Source organism: Pseudoalteromonas peptidolytica (assembly GCF_012641745.1).
In the GTDB taxonomy this organism is placed as follows: domain Bacteria; phylum Pseudomonadota; class Gammaproteobacteria; order Enterobacterales; family Alteromonadaceae; genus Pseudoalteromonas; species Pseudoalteromonas peptidolytica.
On record NZ_WEHZ01000006.1, the window covers coordinates 165,171 to 184,759 of the forward strand.

17 protein-coding genes are annotated in these 19,589 nt (G+C 40.7%); 10 read left to right on the top strand and 7 right to left on the bottom strand.

What is annotated here, in order from left to right; translation table 11 throughout:
• Positions 1-46: 46 nt before the first annotated feature.
• Positions 47-574: a YaeQ family protein gene (locus F9Y84_RS05980; protein WP_225740698.1), complete on the top strand. Its 528-nt coding sequence runs from the start codon at positions 47-49 to the stop codon at positions 572-574.
• A 15-nt stretch (positions 575-589) separates the two neighbouring features.
• Here the strand turns inward: F9Y84_RS05980 and yfaE are convergent, their stop codons facing one another.
• The 5 genes from yfaE to ubiG all read right to left on the bottom strand — a co-directional run bounded on the left by yfaE (position 590) and on the right by ubiG (position 6,044).
• Positions 590-865, bottom strand: a complete 276-nt coding sequence (gene yfaE, locus F9Y84_RS05985) for a class I ribonucleotide reductase maintenance protein YfaE (RefSeq protein ID WP_147390638.1) — start codon at positions 863-865, stop codon at positions 590-592.
• Complete coding sequence (gene nrdB, locus F9Y84_RS05990; RefSeq protein ID WP_128730586.1) at positions 865-1,995, bottom strand: class Ia ribonucleoside-diphosphate reductase subunit beta; 1,131 nt, start codon at positions 1,993-1,995, stop codon at positions 865-867. Before nrdB ends, yfaE begins: the two co-directional genes overlap by 1 nt.
• Positions 1,996-2,048: 53 nt before the next feature.
• Positions 2,049-4,334, bottom strand: coding sequence for a class 1a ribonucleoside-diphosphate reductase subunit alpha (gene nrdA, locus F9Y84_RS05995; protein ID WP_125253947.1), 2,286 nt, complete (start codon positions 4,332-4,334; stop codon positions 2,049-2,051).
• 355 nt (positions 4,335-4,689) lie between these two features.
• Positions 4,690-5,337, bottom strand: coding sequence for an HAD family hydrolase (locus F9Y84_RS06000; protein WP_147390637.1), 648 nt, complete (start codon positions 5,335-5,337; stop codon positions 4,690-4,692).
• Positions 5,334-6,044, bottom strand: coding sequence for a bifunctional 2-polyprenyl-6-hydroxyphenol methylase/3-demethylubiquinol 3-O-methyltransferase UbiG (gene ubiG, locus F9Y84_RS06005; RefSeq protein ID WP_125253915.1), 711 nt, complete (start codon positions 6,042-6,044; stop codon positions 5,334-5,336). The genes F9Y84_RS06000 and ubiG overlap by 4 nt, the downstream gene beginning before the upstream one ends.
• 262 nt (positions 6,045-6,306) lie before the next feature.
• Here ubiG and gyrA point away from each other — a divergent pair, with 262 nt between their 5' ends.
• From gyrA to pyrF, 9 genes are all read left to right on the top strand, one after another.
• Positions 6,307-8,979 (top strand): DNA gyrase subunit A, encoded by a 2,673-nt coding sequence (gene gyrA, locus F9Y84_RS06010; protein ID WP_147390636.1) that lies wholly within the window; start codon positions 6,307-6,309, stop codon positions 8,977-8,979.
• A 217-nt stretch (positions 8,980-9,196) separates the two neighbouring features.
• Positions 9,197-10,279, top strand: a complete 1,083-nt coding sequence (serC, locus tag F9Y84_RS06015; RefSeq protein ID WP_147390635.1) for a 3-phosphoserine/phosphohydroxythreonine transaminase — start codon at positions 9,197-9,199, stop codon at positions 10,277-10,279.
• Positions 10,279-11,559: a 3-phosphoshikimate 1-carboxyvinyltransferase gene (aroA, locus tag F9Y84_RS06020; RefSeq protein ID WP_147390634.1), complete on the top strand. Its 1,281-nt coding sequence runs from the start codon at positions 10,279-10,281 to the stop codon at positions 11,557-11,559. Before serC ends, aroA begins: the two co-directional genes overlap by 1 nt.
• A gap of 249 nt (positions 11,560-11,808) precedes the next feature.
• Positions 11,809-12,525, top strand: coding sequence for a (d)CMP kinase (gene cmk, locus F9Y84_RS06025; RefSeq protein ID WP_128730591.1), 717 nt, complete (start codon positions 11,809-11,811; stop codon positions 12,523-12,525).
• Between the two features lie 97 nt (positions 12,526-12,622).
• Complete coding sequence (gene rpsA / locus F9Y84_RS06030) at positions 12,623-14,290, top strand: 30S ribosomal protein S1 (protein ID WP_125253920.1); 1,668 nt, start codon at positions 12,623-12,625, stop codon at positions 14,288-14,290.
• Positions 14,291-14,352: 62 nt separating this feature from the next.
• A complete protein-coding gene (ihfB, locus tag F9Y84_RS06035) occupies positions 14,353-14,643 on the top strand; it encodes an integration host factor subunit beta (RefSeq protein WP_010377033.1) in 291 nt (96 codons plus the stop codon).
• Between the two features lie 17 nt (positions 14,644-14,660).
• Positions 14,661-14,924, top strand: a complete 264-nt coding sequence (locus tag F9Y84_RS06040) for a lipopolysaccharide assembly protein LapA domain-containing protein (protein WP_125253921.1) — start codon at positions 14,661-14,663, stop codon at positions 14,922-14,924.
• A 2-nt stretch (positions 14,925-14,926) separates the two neighbouring features.
• Positions 14,927-16,063, top strand: coding sequence for a lipopolysaccharide assembly protein LapB (locus tag F9Y84_RS06045; protein ID WP_147390633.1), 1,137 nt, complete (start codon positions 14,927-14,929; stop codon positions 16,061-16,063).
• Between the two features lie 28 nt (positions 16,064-16,091).
• Positions 16,092-16,802 (top strand): orotidine-5'-phosphate decarboxylase, encoded by a 711-nt coding sequence (pyrF, locus tag F9Y84_RS06050; protein WP_147390632.1) that lies wholly within the window; start codon positions 16,092-16,094, stop codon positions 16,800-16,802.
• A gap of 56 nt (positions 16,803-16,858) precedes the next feature.
• On the opposite strand, the gene F9Y84_RS22385 is transcribed toward pyrF, so the two are convergent.
• Positions 16,859-17,716, bottom strand: coding sequence for a hypothetical protein (locus F9Y84_RS22385; protein ID WP_168756746.1), 858 nt, complete (start codon positions 17,714-17,716; stop codon positions 16,859-16,861).
• On the bottom strand, positions 17,716-19,515 hold the full coding sequence (locus F9Y84_RS06060; protein ID WP_147391459.1) for a motility associated factor glycosyltransferase family protein: 1,800 nt from the start codon (positions 19,513-19,515) through the stop codon (positions 17,716-17,718). Before F9Y84_RS06060 ends, F9Y84_RS22385 begins: the two co-directional genes overlap by 1 nt.
• Positions 19,516-19,589: the final 74 nt, after the last annotated feature.

Consider the following 19,589-nt stretch of genomic DNA (forward strand, 5'->3'; position numbering starts at 1 on the left):
TTAATATAGGTACTATAGTTAGTAGATGCGCATAACTAGGCATGCCATGATGAACAAACCATTTGTATTCAAAGCAAGAATTAAAGTTGCTGATTTATTTCATCACAGTCATCATGAAGAAGCATTTACAGCAGCCATGTTGTCAAAAGAGAGCTGTAAACACTTTGCTATTAAACTTATTGGGATCTGTGCGTTGTCGTTTAACAAACCGGTGAAATGGAGTAAACAGGAAAGAAAAAACTGGCCCGATGTCTGGATAGTTAACGATAATAATGACGTTGAAGTTGCACTTTTTATTGGCAATTTTGAAGTAGCTGAAATTACTAAGTATGAAAAACTATTTCCTAAGGTTGTTATTTTCTGCCTAGAAGGTCAGCAGTGGTTTGATGCACGCAAATCACAGCTTGAATTTATTGACTCACTCTCTGTATTTAATATTCCTGAGCGATTTATTGATGAGCTTAGCGATATGTTGACTCGAAGCTTGCATTGGGATGTAATATTTGAGACCAATGCGGTAAGCGTCACAGATGGCGAACACTACATTCGAACACCGGTGACAAAATTAATGTAATCGCAGTAAATTATATTACTCTGGCAATTCAATTGTGATGTCACTGAGCGGTTTACTGCAACATAACAGGATATCGCCTTCGCGGACAAACGCTAATGGTTCATTGGAATATTGCGTGCTTCCATTTAGCAATTTTGCACGGCAAGCGCCACAAAACCCTTCTCGACATTGGTAAGAAACTTGGATATTGGCGTTTTCTAAAGTCTCTAATATTGAACATGAAGAAGCCACATATTTCAGTGGCTCCTCAATATTATTAACCTGAATGAGGTATATTGGCTTTTCAACCATTACAAATCGAAATCGCCAAAGTCAGCAGCGTCTACTTCTGAATCAATCTGACCAACTAGATAAGAGCTTATTTCTGCTTCTTGTGGTGCAACCTGTACGTTATCTGATACTAACCAAGCGTTGATCCAAGGGATCGGGTTTGACTTGGTCTCAAACTTTGAAGGTAAACCAACAGCGGTCATACGAATATTGGTTATGTACTCGACATATTGACACAAGATATCTTTATTCAGACCGATCATAGAGCCGTCTTTAAATAAGTACTCGGCCCATTCTTTTTCCTGTTCAGCGGCCTCTACAAACATCTTGATTGCTTCTTCGCGACATTGGGCCGCAACAATGGACATCTCAGGATCGTCTTTACCTTCTTGCATAATATTTAAAATATGCTGAGTACCTGAAAGGTGAAGGGCTTCGTCGCGCGCAATTAATTTGATGATTTTGGCATTACCTTCCATTAACTCACGCTCTGCAAAGGCAAATGAACATGCAAAGCTGACATAAAAACGTATTGCTTCTAGGATGTTAACGGACATGATGCAAAGGTATAGTAGCTTTTTAAGCTCGAACAGATTGATGACAACCGTTTTACCATTTATCTCATGCTTGCCTTCACCATACTGGTTATACAGGCTAACTTTTTCAATGAGTTCATCATAATACTTGGTAACCGCATCTGCACGTTCAACGATTTTGTCATTGCCAACAATATCGTCGAATATAATCTCAGGGTTTTGTGTAACGTTACGAATAATGTGCGTGTAAGAGCGGCTATGTATCGTTTCACTGAAAGCCCATGTCTCTATCCACGTTTCTAGCTCAGGGATAGAAACGATGGGTAACAGCGCAACATTTGGCGAGCGACCTTGAACACTGTCTAACAACGTCTGATATTTAAGATTGCTAAGGAAAATGTGTCTTTCATGCTCAGGAAGAGCCTGAAAATCAAGTCTGTCTTTACTTACATCAACCTCTTCAGGACGCCAAAAGAAAGAAAGTTGCTTTTCAATGAGCTTTTCGAAAATCGGGTACTTTTGCTGGTCGTAGCGAGATACGTTAACTGTCTGTCCGAAAAACATCGGCTCTTTTAGTTGATCGTTATGATTTCTGCTAAACGTTGAATATGCCATAAATGTGTTACTCAATACCTAAAAAAGCGGGTGAAGCACACCCGCATAGAACGTTATATCTTACAAGCGCCGCCTTCACAGCCATCATCTTCTACTTCAGGTTTTAGTTCGTCCTGAGCATCTGACGCACCATCACGGGTGTTATGGTAGTAAAGGGTTTTAACACCAAGTTTGTATGCAGTTAGTAAGTCTTTTAAAAGTAGCTTCATAGGTACTTTACCCGCTTCAAACTTACTTGGATCATAATTCGTGTTTGCAGAAATGGTCTGATCGATGAATTTCTGCATGATGCCTACTAATGTCAAGTAGCCATCGTTTGAAGGAATATCCCACAGTAACTCGTAACTGTCTTTCAGTCTTTCATATTCAGGTACTACTTGCTTCAAGATACCATCTTTACTTGCTTTCACGCTGATGTGACCGCGTGGTGGCTCGATACCATTGGTAGCGTTTGAAATCTGAGACGAAGTTTCAGAAGGCATTAAAGCAGACAATGTAGAGTTACGCATACCATGCTTTTTGATGCTTTCTCTGAGCGCGTCCCAGTCAAGGTGCAATGGCTCAGCACAAACTTTGTCTAGATCTCGTTTGTACGTATCAGTAGGCATAATACCTTGTGAGTAAGTTGTCTCGTTGAACTTAGGACAAGCACCACGCTCTTTGGCAAGTTCATTCGAGGCTTTCATCAGATAATATTGAATTGCTTCAAATGTTTTATGGGTTAAACCATTCGCGCTACCATCAGAGTACTTCACACCATTTTTTGCTAAGTAATAAGCAAAGTTGATAACGCCGATGCCTAGAGTACGACGACCCATAGTTGCGTTGTAAGCAGCAGGTACTGGGTAATCTTGATAATCCAACAGGTTATCAAGCGCACGAACTGCCAGCTCAGCAAGCTCCTCTAATTCATCTAAAGATTTGATCGCACCTAGGTTAAATGCAGAAAGCGTGCACAGTGCAATTTCGCCTTCAGGGTCATTAACATGACTCAACGGTTTTGTTGGCAATGCAATTTCAAGACACAGGTTTGACTGACGAATTGGTGCTACTTTAGAGTCAAACGGGCTGTGAGTATTACAGTGGTCAACATTCTGTAGGTAAATACGACCTGTACTTGCGCGCTCTTGTGCAAACATTGAGAAAAGCTCAATTGCTTTGATGCGCTTTTTACGAATAGATTCATCCTGCTCGTATTTTGTATAAAGCGCTTCGAATTCTTGCTGATCTTCAAAGAAAGCATCGTAGAGCCCAGGTACGTCTGATGGACTAAACAGGGTAATATAGTCATCTTTAATCAGTCGGCTGTACATGGTTTTATTGAACTGCACACCGTAATCTAAATGACGGACACGGTTTTCTTCAACACCGCGGTTGTTCTTAAGTACAAGTAGGTTTTCAATCTCTAAATGCCAAAGTGGGTAGAATAGGGTAGCCGCACCACCACGTACACCGCCTTGAGAACAGCTTTTAACTGCAGTCTGAAAATGCTTATAAAATGGAATACATCCTGTGTGGTATGCTTCACCATTTCTAATTGGGCTACCTAGCGCTCGGATACGTCCTGCATTGATACCAATACCTGCTCGTTGGCTTACGTACTTTACTATTGCAGATGAAGTAGCGTTAATTGAATCTAAGCTGTCAGCACATTCAATTAATACGCATGAACTAAACTGGCGTGTAGGCGTACGAACACCAGCCATAATAGGCGTTGGTAGTGAAATTTTGAACGTAGAGACGGCATCATAAAAGCGCTTGATGTAATCTAAGCGTGTTTCTTTTGGATAATTTGCGAATAAGCTTGCAGCAACTAACACATACAAAAACTGTGCGCTTTCGTAGATTTCACCTGTAACACGGTTTTGTACGAGGTACTTACCTTCCAGCTGCTTAACGGCCGCATAGCTGAAATTCATGTCGCGATTATGGTCAATATAATCGTTTAGTTCGTTGAACTCAGCCTCAGTGTAATCAGTCAACAAGTGTTGATCATATCGTTTGTCTTCAACAAGCTTTACCACATGCTGATATAGGTGAGGCGGCTCAAAGCATCCATATGCTTTTTTGCGTAGGTGAAAAATAGCAAGTCGAGCTGCAAGGTATTGGTAGTCCGGAGATTCTTTTGAAATAAGATCCGCTGCAGCCTTTATAATCGTTTCGTGGATATCACCAGTGCGAATACCGTCATAAAACTGAATGTGTGACTTTAACTCAACCTGAGAAACTGAGACGTTATCTAGGCCTTCTGCGGCCCATGTAATGACACGATGGATCTTGTCTAGATCTAACGGCTCTTTGCGACCGTTTCTTTTGCATACAGATAGCTGTTGGTTCATGTTATGTGCCTGTATTCCTTAGGAACGCGCTTTAGATATCGCACGAATTAAAAATTGTTTAGCAAACCACCACTATATATGGTGCTATAGCGGCTAGGGATCACAAGATAGTGGGGTTAGTGCGAATTTGCAAGAGAACAACTTTAGGAGAATTGTGGATAAGTTTGGGATAATTTATTTATGTTAGTGCCCACTCACCTTCGACAATCCGCTTATCTGCTCACAAAGAAAAATCAACTTAAAGATGGTGCTTTTTAGTAAAAATAAAAAAAAAGTTTAAGTGATTTTTTTCTACACAAATTCGTTTCTATAATCGTTAAAGCACAATATCTTGTGCTTTGAAAAAATTATAGCACTAGATATGCGATATTGCATCCAACGGGTTAGTAAGATATAGATCCGCATTCCAAGACTTAGCAACTTGTTCAGAAGGGATGAATCCCCACATCGCAACAGCACTTTTCATTTTTGCAGATTTTGCAGCAATAATGTCACGCTCTGCATCACCTACATACATACATTGACTGGGATCAACCCCCAATTTTGAGGCAACCAATAAGAGCGGCTCTGGGTGTGGTTTTGCGACTGAAAGCGTATCGCCACAAACCACAATATCTATCATTGCCAGTTCTGGTATTTGCTTTAATAACGGTAGCGTCAAAAACTCAGGTTTATTGGTCATGATCCCTACCTTTATGTTTTGCTTTCGAAGGCTATCCAATAACGCCCCAATATTTGCAAAACAATGAGAGTGTTTGGCAAGGTTATCCGCATAATAGTCGAGTACAGATTGGCGTAGTTGATTAACATCAAATTGATGCAAGGTGTCGCCAAACCCCACTTTTAGCATTGCCGCGACCCCGTCAGATATGGCACTGCTGTAAATGGCTTTTTCAACCACAGCCATATTATTCATTGCTAAAACGTGATTTAGCGCAGCACCCAAGTCTTCACTCGTGTCGAGCAGTGTGCCATCTAGGTCAAATAAAACAGCGTTAATCATACTAGCTTCTCAAAATGAAGTACGTAGTTGACGGAAACGTCTTTAGTTAAAGTGAATGTCTGTCCAATCGGATTGTAGTGAATACCGCTTGCTGCTCTTACTTTTAAGCCATAACTCTCGGCCCAATTTATTAAAGTAGAAGGACGAATAAATTTGTCATGTTCGTGAGTGCCTTCTGGCACAATCTTCAGTAACTTTTCAGCGGCAACAATAGCTAGCAAATAAGCTTTAGTGGTTTTGTTTAAGGTAGAAAAGAACGCATGTCCACCAGGTTTCACTAATTTTGCAACTGCGCGGATGATAGACTCTGGATCGGGTACGTGTTCAAGCATCTCCATACAGGTAACTACATCAAATGTACCAGCACGCTGCTGGGCAAAATCTTCAACTGGCACTTTTTGGTAGTTCACCTGAATATTGGCTTCTAGTGCGTGTAGTTTGGCAACATTTAGTGGCTCTTGACCCATATCAATACCAGTTGCATGTGCCCCCATCTTCGCCATACTTTCCGTTAGTATTCCGCCACCGCAGCCAACATCTAGTACATCTTTAGCAAATAAACCGCCACATTTATCGTTAATAAAGTCTAATCGCAAGGGGTTAACATTATGAAGCGGCTTAAATTCTCCTTCTTTGTCCCACCAGCGTTCGGCGATTTCTTCAAATTTTGCTATTTCATTAGGGTCTACATTTTGATGTTCGGTCATAAAAAACTTCCTCGTCGAATTGAGCGCATTATAAAAGGGATTTGATAAAAATAGCACCTGTAAAACGCTAAAAAGTGTGATAGCATGGCTAACGAATTTTATAATAAACAACACCCTTGCTGATACGCTGAAGCAATTCGGTTTTTAATAAGTGCTTTGATTTTGCATTTCAATTAACAAGCCATTTGATATTCAGCAAACAGCGCTACACACGTAATAGTGTGACATAAAAGGGGTGGACACTGAAGGAAAGTGGAGTCAAATGTCTGATCTCGCCAATGAAATCCTGCCAGTCAATATCGAAGATGAATTAAAAAATTCATATCTAGATTATGCGATGAGCGTTATTGTAGGCCGTGCATTACCTGATGTACGTGATGGCCTAAAACCAGTTCACCGCCGTGTATTATTCGCGATGAATGAATTGAAAAATGACTGGAATAAACCTTATAAGAAATCAGCTCGTGTAGTTGGTGATGTTATCGGTAAATATCACCCGCACGGTGATAGTGCTGTGTACGATACAATTGTACGTATGGCTCAACCTTTCTCTCTGCGCTATATGCTAGTAGATGGACAAGGTAACTTTGGTTCTGTTGATGGTGACTCTGCTGCTGCAATGCGTTATACGGAAGTGCGTATGGCGAAAGTTGCACATGAGTTACTTGCAGATCTTGAAAAAGAAACCGTGGATTATGTGCCAAACTATGATGGTACAGAACAAATACCTGATGTTTTACCAACAAAAATACCCAACCTATTGGTTAACGGTTCTTCTGGTATCGCAGTTGGTATGGCAACCAATATTCCACCTCATAATTTAACTGAGGTGATCAATGGCTGTTTGGCTGTTATCCAAAACCCAGACATTACCATTGAAGAATTGATTGACTATATACCAGGTCCAGATTTCCCAACTGCTGCTATTATCAGTGGTAAAAAAGGCATCGAACAAGCTTATAAAACAGGTCGTGGTAAGATTTATATCCGCGCCAAAGCGGAAATCGAAGTCGATGAAAAAACAAACAAAGAAACTATCATCGTTCACGAAATTCCGTATCAAGTAAACAAAGCGAGATTAATAGAGAAGATCGCTGAGCTTGTAAAAGACAAAAAAGTAGAAGGGATCAGTGCGCTGCGCGACGAGTCAGATAAAGACGGTATGCGTATTGTTATTGAAATTAAGCGCGGTGAAGTCGGTGAGGTTGTACTAAACAACTTATATGCACAAACGCAGTTACAAACTGTGTTTGGTATCAATATGGTTGCGCTAGACAACAACCAGCCTAAATGTTTTAACCTCAAAGAAATGCTCGATGCGTTTATTATTCACCGTCGTGAAGTAGTAACTCGTCGTACTGTATTTGATCTTCGTAAGGCCAGAGACAGAGCACACACGCTTGAAGGTTTAGCAATTGCACTTGCAAACATTGACCCAATTATTGAGCTGATCCGTCGCTCACCAACACCAGCTGAGGCGAAAGCAGCATTAACGGCGCGTGGGTGGGACCTCGGTAACGTGAAAGCAATGCTTGAGCGCACTGGAGAAGAGAATGTTGCACGTCCAGATTGGTTAGCTGAAGAGCTAGGGATCCGCGATGGTCAATATTACTTGTCTGAACAACAGGCGCAAGCCATTCTTGACTTAAGGCTACACAAGCTAACCGGTCTTGAACATGAGAAAATTTTAGCTGAGTATAAAGAGCTACTCGACATCATTGCTGAACTTCTGTACATCCTATCTTCTCCAGAACGCTTGATGGAAGTTATCCGCGATGAACTAGTTGAAATCAAAGATACGTATGGTGATGAGCGTCGCACAGAGATCACCGCGGCTGCACATGACATCAGCCTTGAAGATTTGATCAACGAAGAAGACGTCGTGGTTACACTTTCTCACGAAGGCTACGTGAAGTACCAGCCTCTTAGTGATTACGAGGCGCAGCGCCGTGGTGGTAAAGGGCGCTCTGCAACTAAGATGAAGGATGAAGACTTCATCGAGCGTCTACTGGTGGCAAATACGCATGATACAATCTTGTGTTTCTCAACCGCTGGCCGTTTATATTGGTTGAAAGTTTACCAATTGCCACTTGCGTCTCGCGCTGCGCGCGGCAAACCAATCGTCAACTTATTACCATTAGAAGCCGATGAACGCATCACGACAATTTTACCTGTGCGTGAATATGAAGAAGATAAATTCATCGTGATGGCGACAGCCAGCGGTGTCGTTAAAAAGACTCCGTTAACAGCATACAGCCGTCAACGTGCAAGTGGTATCATCGCCATCAATCTAAATGAAGGTGATAGCTTGATCGGTGCAAATATCACTACTGGTGAAAACGACATCATGCTGTTTACAGAGCATGGTAAAGTTGTCCGCTTCAATGAGAAACAACGTGACTCGGAAACGGGTGAAGTGAAGCGTGACCCTGAAACAGGTGAAGAGTTGCTAGCCTTACGTCCTATGGGTCGTACAGCTACAGGTGTTCGTGGTATCAAGATGCCAGACGATGTGAAAGTTGTATCGCTAATTGTACCGCAAGGAGAGGGTGCAATCTTGACCGTGACTGAAAACGGTTACGGTAAGCGTACTCCACTTGAAGAGTATCCAGCGAAGAGTCGCGCGACACAAGGTGTTGTGTCTATCAAAGTGACTGAAAGAAATGGTTCGGTGGTTGGCGCTGTTCAAGTTGATGATAACGATGAAATCATGTTGATTTCAAATCGTGGCACACTAGTAAGAACACGTGTAAACGAAGTATCGACGGTAGGAAGAAACACTCAAGGTGTTATCCTAATTCGTACGATGGAAGAAGAAAAAGTGGTCGGTCTTCAACGGATTGAAGAAATTGAAGTAGAAGACTTGCCAGAAGGTGAAATTGTTGAAGCTGAAGGTGAAGCAACCCCAGCGGTTGATTCGGACACCGAGGAATAACACAACCTTATCTTTAATATAAAAAGCGACTTCGGTCGCTTTTTTTCTTTATGTCAGTTTTTTCAATCTCCCCCTCTATGACAATAGCTCGAACCCTGATAAATTAAGGCTACGAACTATCCGGCTTTTGCTTGGGCAACTCACTGTTCATTCAAAAAATATGATAACAATTCATCGATAATTTGGATGGGCTAGTTTATTAGGAATGAGGAAAAATATGACGGTTTATAATTTTTGCGCGGGTCCTGCGATGTTACCTGTTGAAGTGATGAAAAAAGCGCAAAAAGAGTTTTTAGATTGGCAAAATTTAGGCGTATCGGTGATGGAAGTCAGCCATCGCTCTGCGCCTTATTTGGAGATGGCGAAGCAGTGCGAGGCCAGCCTACGTCGTTTAATGAACATCTCTGATGAGTTTGAAGTGTTATTTATGCACGGTGGCGGCCGTGGTCACTTTTCAGCAGTACCATTGAATTTGCATGTGGATGGTTTGCCTGGCGTGTATGTTGAAAATGGTATTTGGTCAACCGGCGCGACAAAAGAGGGCGCGAAGTTTACTCAAACACACGCAGTTAATATCCGAGCCGACGAAAATGGTCAGTTTGACATTTTGCCTGTATCTAAGTGGAAATTACCGGAGGAAGCGTCATTTATTCATTATTGCCCAAATGAAACTATAGACGGCATCGAAATATTTGAAGTACCTAAGCATCCTACAGCACCAATTGTTGCTGATATGTCCTCCAACATCCTTTCACGCGAAATCAATGTGGATGATTTTGATCTGATTTACGCAGGTGCGCAGAAAAACATTGGCCCTTCAGGGTTAAGTATTGCAATTGTTCGTAAAACATTACTAAAACGAGAGGGCTTGCCTAGGCCTGCAATTCTAGACTACGCTACTGAAGCTGATCAGCAAAGTATGTACAACACACCACCTACATTTGCTTGGTATCTTGCTTTTGAAGTATTCAAGCACTTAGAAAGTATCGGTGGCGTGAAAGCAATGGAAGCGCATAATACTGCGAAAGCTGCTGTACTTTACGATTACATTGATAGCTCAGATTTCTACTCAAACAAAGTGGCTAAACATTGCCGTTCGCTAATGAATGTACCATTTTGGCTAAATGATGAAAGTCTCAACGACAAATTTTTAGCTGAAGCTGAGCAAAACGGCTTAATAGCCCTAGAGGGCCATCGTTTTGTAGGTGGCATGCGTGCAAGTATTTATAATGCAATGCCAATTGAAGGGATAAAAGCCTTAGTTGCATTTATGGACAAGTTTGCCAAGGAGAATGGTTGATGGAACAGTTAACGCTTAAGCCTATAACCAAAGTTAGTGGCAGTGTCACGTTACCTGGCTCTAAAAGCTTATCAAATCGTATTTTGTTGCTTGCGGCATTGTGCGAAGGCACGACAAAAGTGACGAACTTATTGGATAGCGATGACATCCGCCATATGTTAGGTGCACTGTCTCAATTAGGCGTTGAAGTGACACTAGAAGACGACAACACGGTGGCACTTGTCAAAGGAAATGGTGGTAACTTTATTTCCCCCGTTGAGCCGTTATTTTTAGGCAATGCTGGTACGGCGTATCGGCCATTAACTGCTGTGCTTGCTGCTATACCCGGTGATTATGAACTGATTGGTGAGCCGCGAATGGAAGAGCGCCCAATTGGCCATCTTGTTGATGCCATGCAAACGCTTGGTGCAGATATTCAATATCTCAAAAACAAAGATTATCCACCGCTAAAGATTGTCGGTAAGCAACTTACCGGTGGTGAAGTTGAAATTGACGGCAGTATTTCAAGTCAATTTCTAACAGCACTGCTGATGGCAGCGCCACTTTTCAGTGGCGATACTAAGATCAGGATTAAAGGTGAACTTGTATCTAAGCCTTATATTGATATTACCATTGGCGTGATGGCTCACTTTGGGGTTCATGTAGAAAACCACGATTATCAGTACTTTGTTGTGAAGGCCGGTCAACAGTATCGGTCTCCAGGTACACTCATGGTTGAAGGAGATGCGTCCTCGGCGTCCTATTTTATTGCTGCCGCTGCCATTGCAGGTGGTGAAATTGAGATCAATGGAGTGGGTAAACAAAGTGTGCAAGGGGACATTGGTTTTGCCAAAGTGATGGAACAGGCTGGTGCGCATATCGAGTGGTATGATGAACGCATTGTGGTTCGTAAGGGTCAGTTAAATGGTGTAGACATTGATGCCAATGCAATCCCTGATGCGGCAATGACACTTGCAACGGTAGCGTTATTTGCCAGTGGCAAAACGGCGATTCGAAATATTTACAACTGGCGTGTTAAAGAAACGGATAGGTTGGCTGCAATGGCGACTGAACTAAAAAAGGTTGGTGCGCACGTAGTTGAAGGGCATGATTATATCGAAGTGACTCCTCCTGTTAATTTTAATTTTACAGATGTGGACACATATAACGATCATCGTATCGCGATGTGTTTCTCTATGGTTGCGGTAGGAGGGCAATCTATCACTATTAACGACCCTAAGTGTACAGCCAAGACTTTTCCCACTTATTTTTCAGTACTAGAAAGTATTAGCCAGTACTGAGATCTACCTTGATGCCGAGTCTCTTCGGCATCAACTTTCAGTTTACCTCAGCTAAAAAGTAACCCGTTCTAACAATTATTTGTATAAATTTGATGGTTGGTTTTATGCCAAAAGCTTATGTCTTACGGTATTTAATGGCACTAATAATTTGACATATAACAAAAAATGACAGGTAAATAAGGATATATTCAGCAAATTGACGTATACTGTGCGCCGTCAAATTCAGGTGAGCATTTTTAGGAGGTCTAAATGCAGGCAGCTATGCCAGTTATCACCGTAGACGGCCCAAGTGGTTCAGGCAAAGGAACTGTTTGTCGCTTGTTAGCTGAAACATTAAATTGGGAAGTGTTGGACAGTGGTGCGATTTATCGCGTACTTTCTTTGGCTGCACTACACCACCAAATTGCTACAGACAACGAAGAGGGGTTAGTCCCACTCGCTGCCAATTTGGATGTACAATTTTCAATAGATAAAGAAACTAAAAAAAGCAAAATTGTACTTGAAGGTGAAGACGTCACAAACACCATTCGCAATGAAGAAGTTGGTGCGGCAGCATCAAAAATTGCGGCACTTCCTCGCGTGAGAGAAGCTTTACTGCGTCGTCAACGTGCTTTTAGAAGCGAAGTAGGTTTGATAGCAGATGGACGTGATATGGGAACGGTTGTGTTCCCTGACGCAGAGCTCAAAATTTATTTAACGGCAAGCGCAGAAGAACGTGCTCGTAGACGATTTGTTGAGTTGAATGAAAAAGGCCATGATGTTACACTAAGTGGTCTGTTGGAAGACATTAAAGCTCGCGATGATCGCGATATGAATCGCAAGGTTGCCCCATTAGTGCCTGCCAGTGATGCTATTGTTGTTGACACAACAGAGCATAACGCTGAGCAAGTGTTCGAACAGGTTATGTCTTTTATCCAAGACGCCATTGTGGCAGGTAAGCTTCCTAAAAGTTGCTTGCCGAAGTAATTTTTTAATGACACAGGCAGGAAGCTAGTGTTTATTTAACAACCCCATGCAGCATGGTTGCTAATTGGTAATTTAACTTTATAGAGACGTATTTAGTATGTCAGAAAATTTTGCGCAGTTATTTGAAGAAAGCCTACAGGGTTTTGAAGTTGAGCAAGGCTCAATCGTTAAAGGTACAGTAATCGCTATCGAGAACAACGTTGTTCTTGTTGACGCTGGCCTTAAGTCTGAAAGTGCAATCCCTGCAGAGCAATTCAAAAATGCTGCTGGTGAACTAGAAGTTGCAGTAGGCGACGAAGTAGACGTAGCACTAGATGCAATCGAAGACGGTTTCGGTGAGACTATCCTTTCTCGTGAAAAAGCTAAGCGTCACGAAGCTTGGATCCGTCTTGAGAAAGCTTGTGAAGAGCAAGAGACTGTTACTGGTGTTATCAACGGTAAAGTTAAAGGCGGTTTCACAGTTGAAGTTGATTCAATCCGTGCATTCCTACCTGGTTCACTTGTTGATGTACGTCCAGTTCGCGACACCGCTCACCTTGAAGGTAAAGAGCTAGAGTTCAAAGTAATCAAGCTAGACCAAAAACGCAACAACGTTGTTGTTTCACGTCGTGCTGTTATCGAGTCTGAAAACTCTCAAGAGCGTGAAGAACTACTTCAAAACCTTGTTGAAGGTCAAGAAGTTAAAGGTATCGTTAAGAACCTTACTGACTACGGTGCATTCGTAGACTTAGGCGGTGTTGACGGTCTTCTACACATCACTGACATGGCTTGGAAGCGTGTTAAGCACCCTTCAGAGATCGTGAACGTAGGTGACGAAATCAACGTTAAAGTACTTAAGTTCGACAAAGAGAAGACTCGTGTTTCTCTAGGTCTTAAGCAACTTGGCGAAGATCCATGGGCTGCTATCGCTGGTCGTTACCCAGAAGGTGCAAAGCTTACTGGTCGCGTAACTAACCTAACTGACTACGGCTGTTTCGTTGAAATCGAAGAAGGCGTTGAAGGTCTAGTACACGTTTCAGAAATGGACTGGACTAACAAGAACATCCACCCTTCAAAAGTAGTTTCACTAGGTGATACTGTTGAAGTTATGGTTCTTGAAATTGACGAAGAGCGTCGTCGTATTTCTCTTGGTCTTAAGCAGTGTAAAGCTAACCCTTGGCAAGAATTTGCTCGTCTTAACAATAAAGGCGACCAAGTTTCTGGTAAGATCAAGTCAATCACTGACTTTGGTATCTTCATCGGTCTTGACGGTGGTATTGACGGTCTTGTACACCTATCTGACATCTCTTGGAATACTCCAGGCGAAGAAGCTGTACGTGAGTACAAGAAAGGTGACGAAATCACAGCTATCGTTTTACAAGTTGACCCAGAGCGTGAGCGTATCTCTCTAGGCGTTAAGCAAATCGATGCTGATCCATTCACTAACTACCTAGACGCCAACAAAAAAGGTGCTATTGTTAAAGGTAAAGTGACTGAAGTTGACGCTAAAGGCGCAACTGTAGAGCTAGGTGAAGGCGTTGAAGGTTACATCCGTGTAGCTGACATCGCACAGGAGCGTGTTGAAGACGCAACTGCTGCTGTTTCTGAAGGTGACGAAATCGAAGCTAAATTTGTAGGTGTTGATCGTAAGAATCGTACTATCAGCCTATCAGTTAAAGCTATCTTCGAAGCTGAAGAAAAAGAAGCTCTAGAGAAGCTTAAGAAAGAAGAGCCTGCGTTCGAAAACGCAATGGCTGCAGCTTTCAAAAATGCTCAAAAAGACTAATTAATAAGTCTTTACACTAGGAAGGGCGCTTAGCCCTTCCTTATACCCTTAAAGGAAACATTATGACAAAGTCTGAATTGATAGAACAACTTGCACTGCAGCACGCTCATGTTCCTGTTAAAGATGTAGAAAATGCGGTAAAAGAAATCCTTGAACAAATGGCTGGCTCATTATCAGACTCGGAACGCATAGAGATCCGCGGTTTTGGTAGTTTCTCGCTTCATTTCCGTTCACCTCGTACTGGTCGTAATCCTAAGACTGGCGAAACAGTTGAATTAGACGGTAAATATGTCCCGCACTTTAAGCCAGGCAAAGAACTGCGCGATAGAGTAAACGAAAGCTTAAATAATTAAGTCTAACGGAGCAAAACTTGGTTGCAGTATTGAAAAAGGGATTAGCTGTTGTTGCCATACTGATTGCATTTTTAGTTGGAACACAAAATCCACAAGTAGTTGGTGTCAATTTTGTAATTGCAAGTGCAGAGTTACCACTCGCAACCTTAATGAGCATTTGTTTAGCGTTTGGAATAATGATTGGCTTATTGGTAACCGCACCGGTTTTATCTAAGCTTAAATGGCAGAACCATCGCCTAAAAAAAAGTAATAGTAAGCTTAGCCAAGCAACCGAACGCTAGTCATGATCGAGCTGCTGTTTTTATTACTACCTGTGGCCGCTGCATACGGTTATGTTATGGGTAAAAATAGTGCTAAAAATCAAGCTCTAGAACAAAGCAGGCAGATCACCTCAGAATATAGTAAAGGCCTGAAGTTCCTATTAGATAGAGAGGAAGATCAAGGTCTTGAACATCTTACCAAACTTTTAGAAGTCTCTGCAGATTCAGTAGATCATTATCTTACCCTTGCATCTTTATTTAGGAAGCGAGGAGAGCTAGATAGAGCAATCAAAATTCATGAACTGTTACTTAAACAGCCAAATCTTGATGAAGAAGTTGTTAAATCATGCCGTTTAGAACTTGCTCAAGATTACATATTGGCAGGTTTATTAGATAGTGCCGAGGAGCACTTAGTTATTCTAGTAAAATTGGGTTTTAAAGAGGCGCTTGATCCGATTTTAAACCTCTACTCTCAAACTAGAGACTGGCGTAAAGGAATGCATATGTATGAGGCGCATTCTGAGTTATTCAAAAAAAATTCCCATTGTGCAACGATTGCAAATTTTTACTGTGAAGCTGCCGTTCTCGAAAATAATCCAAGCTTATTTGAAAAGGCGACCTCTCTTGCCCATGAAACGGTTAGACCTCTTTATGAAATGGGAAAAGATGCGTATAAACACGATGACTATGTTAAGTGTATATATTATTGGCGTAAACTTGTAAGTCAGTTTGTATTTATGGCTCCTCTAGTGTTAGAAGAGCTTGAATCTTGTTATGTTAAATTAAACATTCACGAACAGTTCTTTGAGTTGATATCTGAGTTATTAGAGAAAGGTGGGGTATTGATTAGAATAAAGTTTTGCCAAGGTATGGTAAGACAAGGGAAAATCTCAGAGGCCGTAGAGTTTCTAACTGATAGTTTAAAGCGTGAACCATCAATTAGAGGCTTTAGTTATTTGCTACAACTTTTAAGTGGTAAAGATGCTAAAATTGATCACGTATTGCAAGAAATTGATAAACTGGTTAAGTCTTATATTGCGACTAAACCAAATTATCAATGTGGTCATTGTGGGTTTACAAGCCATACGATGTATTGGTTATGTCCCTCATGTAAACACTGGGAGTCTCTTGCTCCAAGCCGTGGATTAGACGGTTATTAAATTTTTGATTTGGCCAAATAGGGTAACTATGTCGACACAAGATTTTAAAAAGGTTTTGATTGCGCTTGATTATAATAATGAAGACACTGCATTATCATTTGTTTCTCAACTTTCACCTGACGAATGCCGATTGAAAGTGGGTAAAGAAATGTTTACCTATTTTGGCCCACAGTTTGTAAAAAAACTTGTAGACATGGACTTTGATGTATTCTTGGACCTAAAGTTTCACGATATTCCCAATACAGTCGCAAAAGCAGTAGCAGCTGCTGCTGAGCTAGGGGTATGGATGGTGAATGTTCATGCAAGTGGTGGTCATGAAATGATGTCAAAGGCGAAAGAAGCCTTAACAGTCTACGGTGATAAAGCACCGCTACTTATTGCCGTTACAGTCTTAACCAGTATGGATCAGGGCCAATTGCTTAAACTTGGAATTGAAAAGACTCCGCAAGAGCAAGTGCTATATTTAGCAAAACTTGCAAAGGAGTCAGGTCTTGATGGAGTCGTTTGTTCTGCACAAGAAGCCGAATTGTTAAAACGTGAGCTTGGTGAAGAGTTTAAACTTATCACTCCAGGGATCCGACCAGCAGGAACTGATGCTGGTGACCAAAAACGCATTATGACACCACAAAAAGCTGTGCAAGCAGGGAGTGACTATCTCGTTATCGGTCGTCCTATCACACAAGCTAAAGATCCAGCAGCAGCACTAAAAGCGGTTAACGATAGTATTGTAGCTTCATAACAAAATACTGTTATACAACGAAGAAAAAGCCAACGCTCCATGAGCGTTGGCTTTTTTTATTGTCCTAGCTTTAAGTCACAGCCATAAGCATAGTAATAATCTTCAGAGAGATATTGCGCGTATACTCTTGTCTTATTATTTTTATTGATGTACCAATCACCCATAAAGGTATAATTTGGATCATCGCTTGCTTTAAAAACGAACTTCTCTAATTTATGAGTATCAGTAGCACCGAGCTTCAAAGTTAAAATATTTTTCTTAACTTTGTAATTGCCTCTAACAATAAAGTCTGCACCTCTATAAATCTCTGTTTGTTCAGTCGCTCTAGCTATAACTAAGTTTTTATTTGTTCTTACACAGATGTCATAAAGAGGGGATTTAAATCCATATTGCTCATATTCAATAACTAATACGCCTTTGGTTATTTCAGCACTAGAATATGGAAACGTTGAACTACCAGCTGAATCACCAGTACCAAACGAGTCACCAGTACCAAATGAATCGCCAGTACCAAATGAATCGCCAGTACCAAATGAATCGCCAGTACCAAATGAATCGCCAGTACCAAATGAATCGCCAGTACCAAATGAATCGCCAGTACCAAATGAATCGCCAGTACCAAATGAATCACCGGTACCAAATGAATCGCCAGTACCAAATGAATCACCGGTACCAAATGAGTCACCAGTACCAAATGAGTCACCGGTACCAAATGAGTCACCGGTACCAAATGAGTCACCTGCACCAAATGAGTCACCTGTGCTAAATATATCGGCGCTATATTCAGAGCCTAGTTGATATGCAGCACTATGTTGCGTGGTTTCTCTGATATTGTCCGCAGCAGAAGCTACTGATTGAGTAGTGTTTACCAAAACAACTGATAGGGGTAACACTGCTAAGATGTTGAATTTCATTATCTATCCTTACTTAAATTTATAATTTCTTGCTTTATTTCTTTGATAGCTCTTATAAGATCTTCCTTTACTTCTTTTATATATATATCCTCACTATTTTTTGATATGTGATTTGTGTGGTTTTGTATTGAAAACAAAATATATTTAAGACTTCCTGATAGAAGGATCATTGCAGCTCTATCATAGGTATTTTCCTCTAACTCTCTGATAGTTTTTGAAAGTCCGTTAACAACGTCCTCATAGGTAAAAGAAGATTCTATCTTTATATTTAGTTTATCTATTATTTCAATCATAGATATGAGGTTTATGTTTATAACTTCACGAGTAGAGTTGATAGCTTTAAATGTAGAAAGTGTATTTAAAAAATATTCATTATTATATTTAGCGGCATCGCATGGGAGTTTCTGAGTAGGCAACGCACCATCTATTTTTGCGCCAATACCTATGTTGTAAACTTTAACTTTTTTATTTGCTTTGAATAAAGACTCCAATGCTTTTTTTGATTCATTAAATATCCTTGTCGTAAGTACTTTATCGGTATTATTTCCTTTTACATAAAAGCTACCTTTAAATTTGGATTTACTTAGGCGGTCACTCTCATTGTAGTATTGAGAATGTATACTATGATGTTCTTTTTCATCAATAAACCCGTAGTCACATCCAGACAATATAATTTTCTCAACTCCCATGTAGATTAGCGCTGCGGCAGCTGCATTTGTTACCGTTGGATTACAGTGATACAAAAGATCAACATTATTGCTTAGCTTTATTATTTCTGATGCTGAATCGTTAGCTTTGAAAAAAACAAGTTTATTTTTAAATAAAGATAATGTTTTTGGTGAAACAGTGTTTAATGTCAGCAAAACTGTATTTTTTAATGCCGGATCACTTAGATAACGCTCTTTCAACGTGTGATTACTTTCAGTTCTTTCCATTTCTACATGTATATGCGGAGTGATATTATTTTTTAGTAAGCTAGCTAAAGAGGTACCACAGGAAACGATTAGGCCTTTAAAGCTTTTTATATCTTGGATGACTAAGTCTAATGATGGGCCGTTTCCAACAATTAATGCTGTTGTGTCAGAAAAGCAAGAGAAGTCCGATTTTTTAAACACTCTTAAGCTATCATTATTTGCTAACGTGTGTCTTATACCTATGATTTCATCTTCGGCATATCCCCACATGCTTACAAGAGAATTTCTCCACTCTGTGAAGTGTTCATATATTTCGTCAAAAAGACCGTTGTTATAGTGCCGATACAAGCTAATGTCAGCAAGTATTCCACAATGCCGCTCGGTTAAGTACTGTTTTACCTGAAATAGAAATGATGAGTAGTTTTGACACTGTAGAACTTTTAAGTTCCCACCTCTTTTTATACATGTTTCGCGTATAAAACTGAGATCTATATTGTTGTTCGCAATAGTTGCTAACTCTTTGTTATTTTCGATAACAATTACATCTACGTAATTTAACTTCTCAAGTAACAGTGGTATATGGTAACCAGCACCCAACCCCAGCACTATTAAGGTACTTCTGTTGGGGATTGAATTTGCCCTAAAGCCAAGCTTTTTTGCCACATCATAAGATTTTTTTATAAACCGCTGATGCGAAAACTGGTTACTATTTCTGGAAAAGCTTAAGGAAAGGTGTGTGGGTTGTTTAAAAAATAATTCGACCTGCTGCTTACATGCGGTTTTTGCATCGCCGCCATAAAACGTTGTCTCGATTTGCTGTAATGCATTTTCATCAAGACAGGAAGATACTTTGAATTTAAGATTACTGCCTTCAGTGAATTCCATATACTTTCTATTCCATTTGAACTTTCAACTCTGCCGCGATTTTATAATTTTATTGCTTTTATTTAAAGTATTCA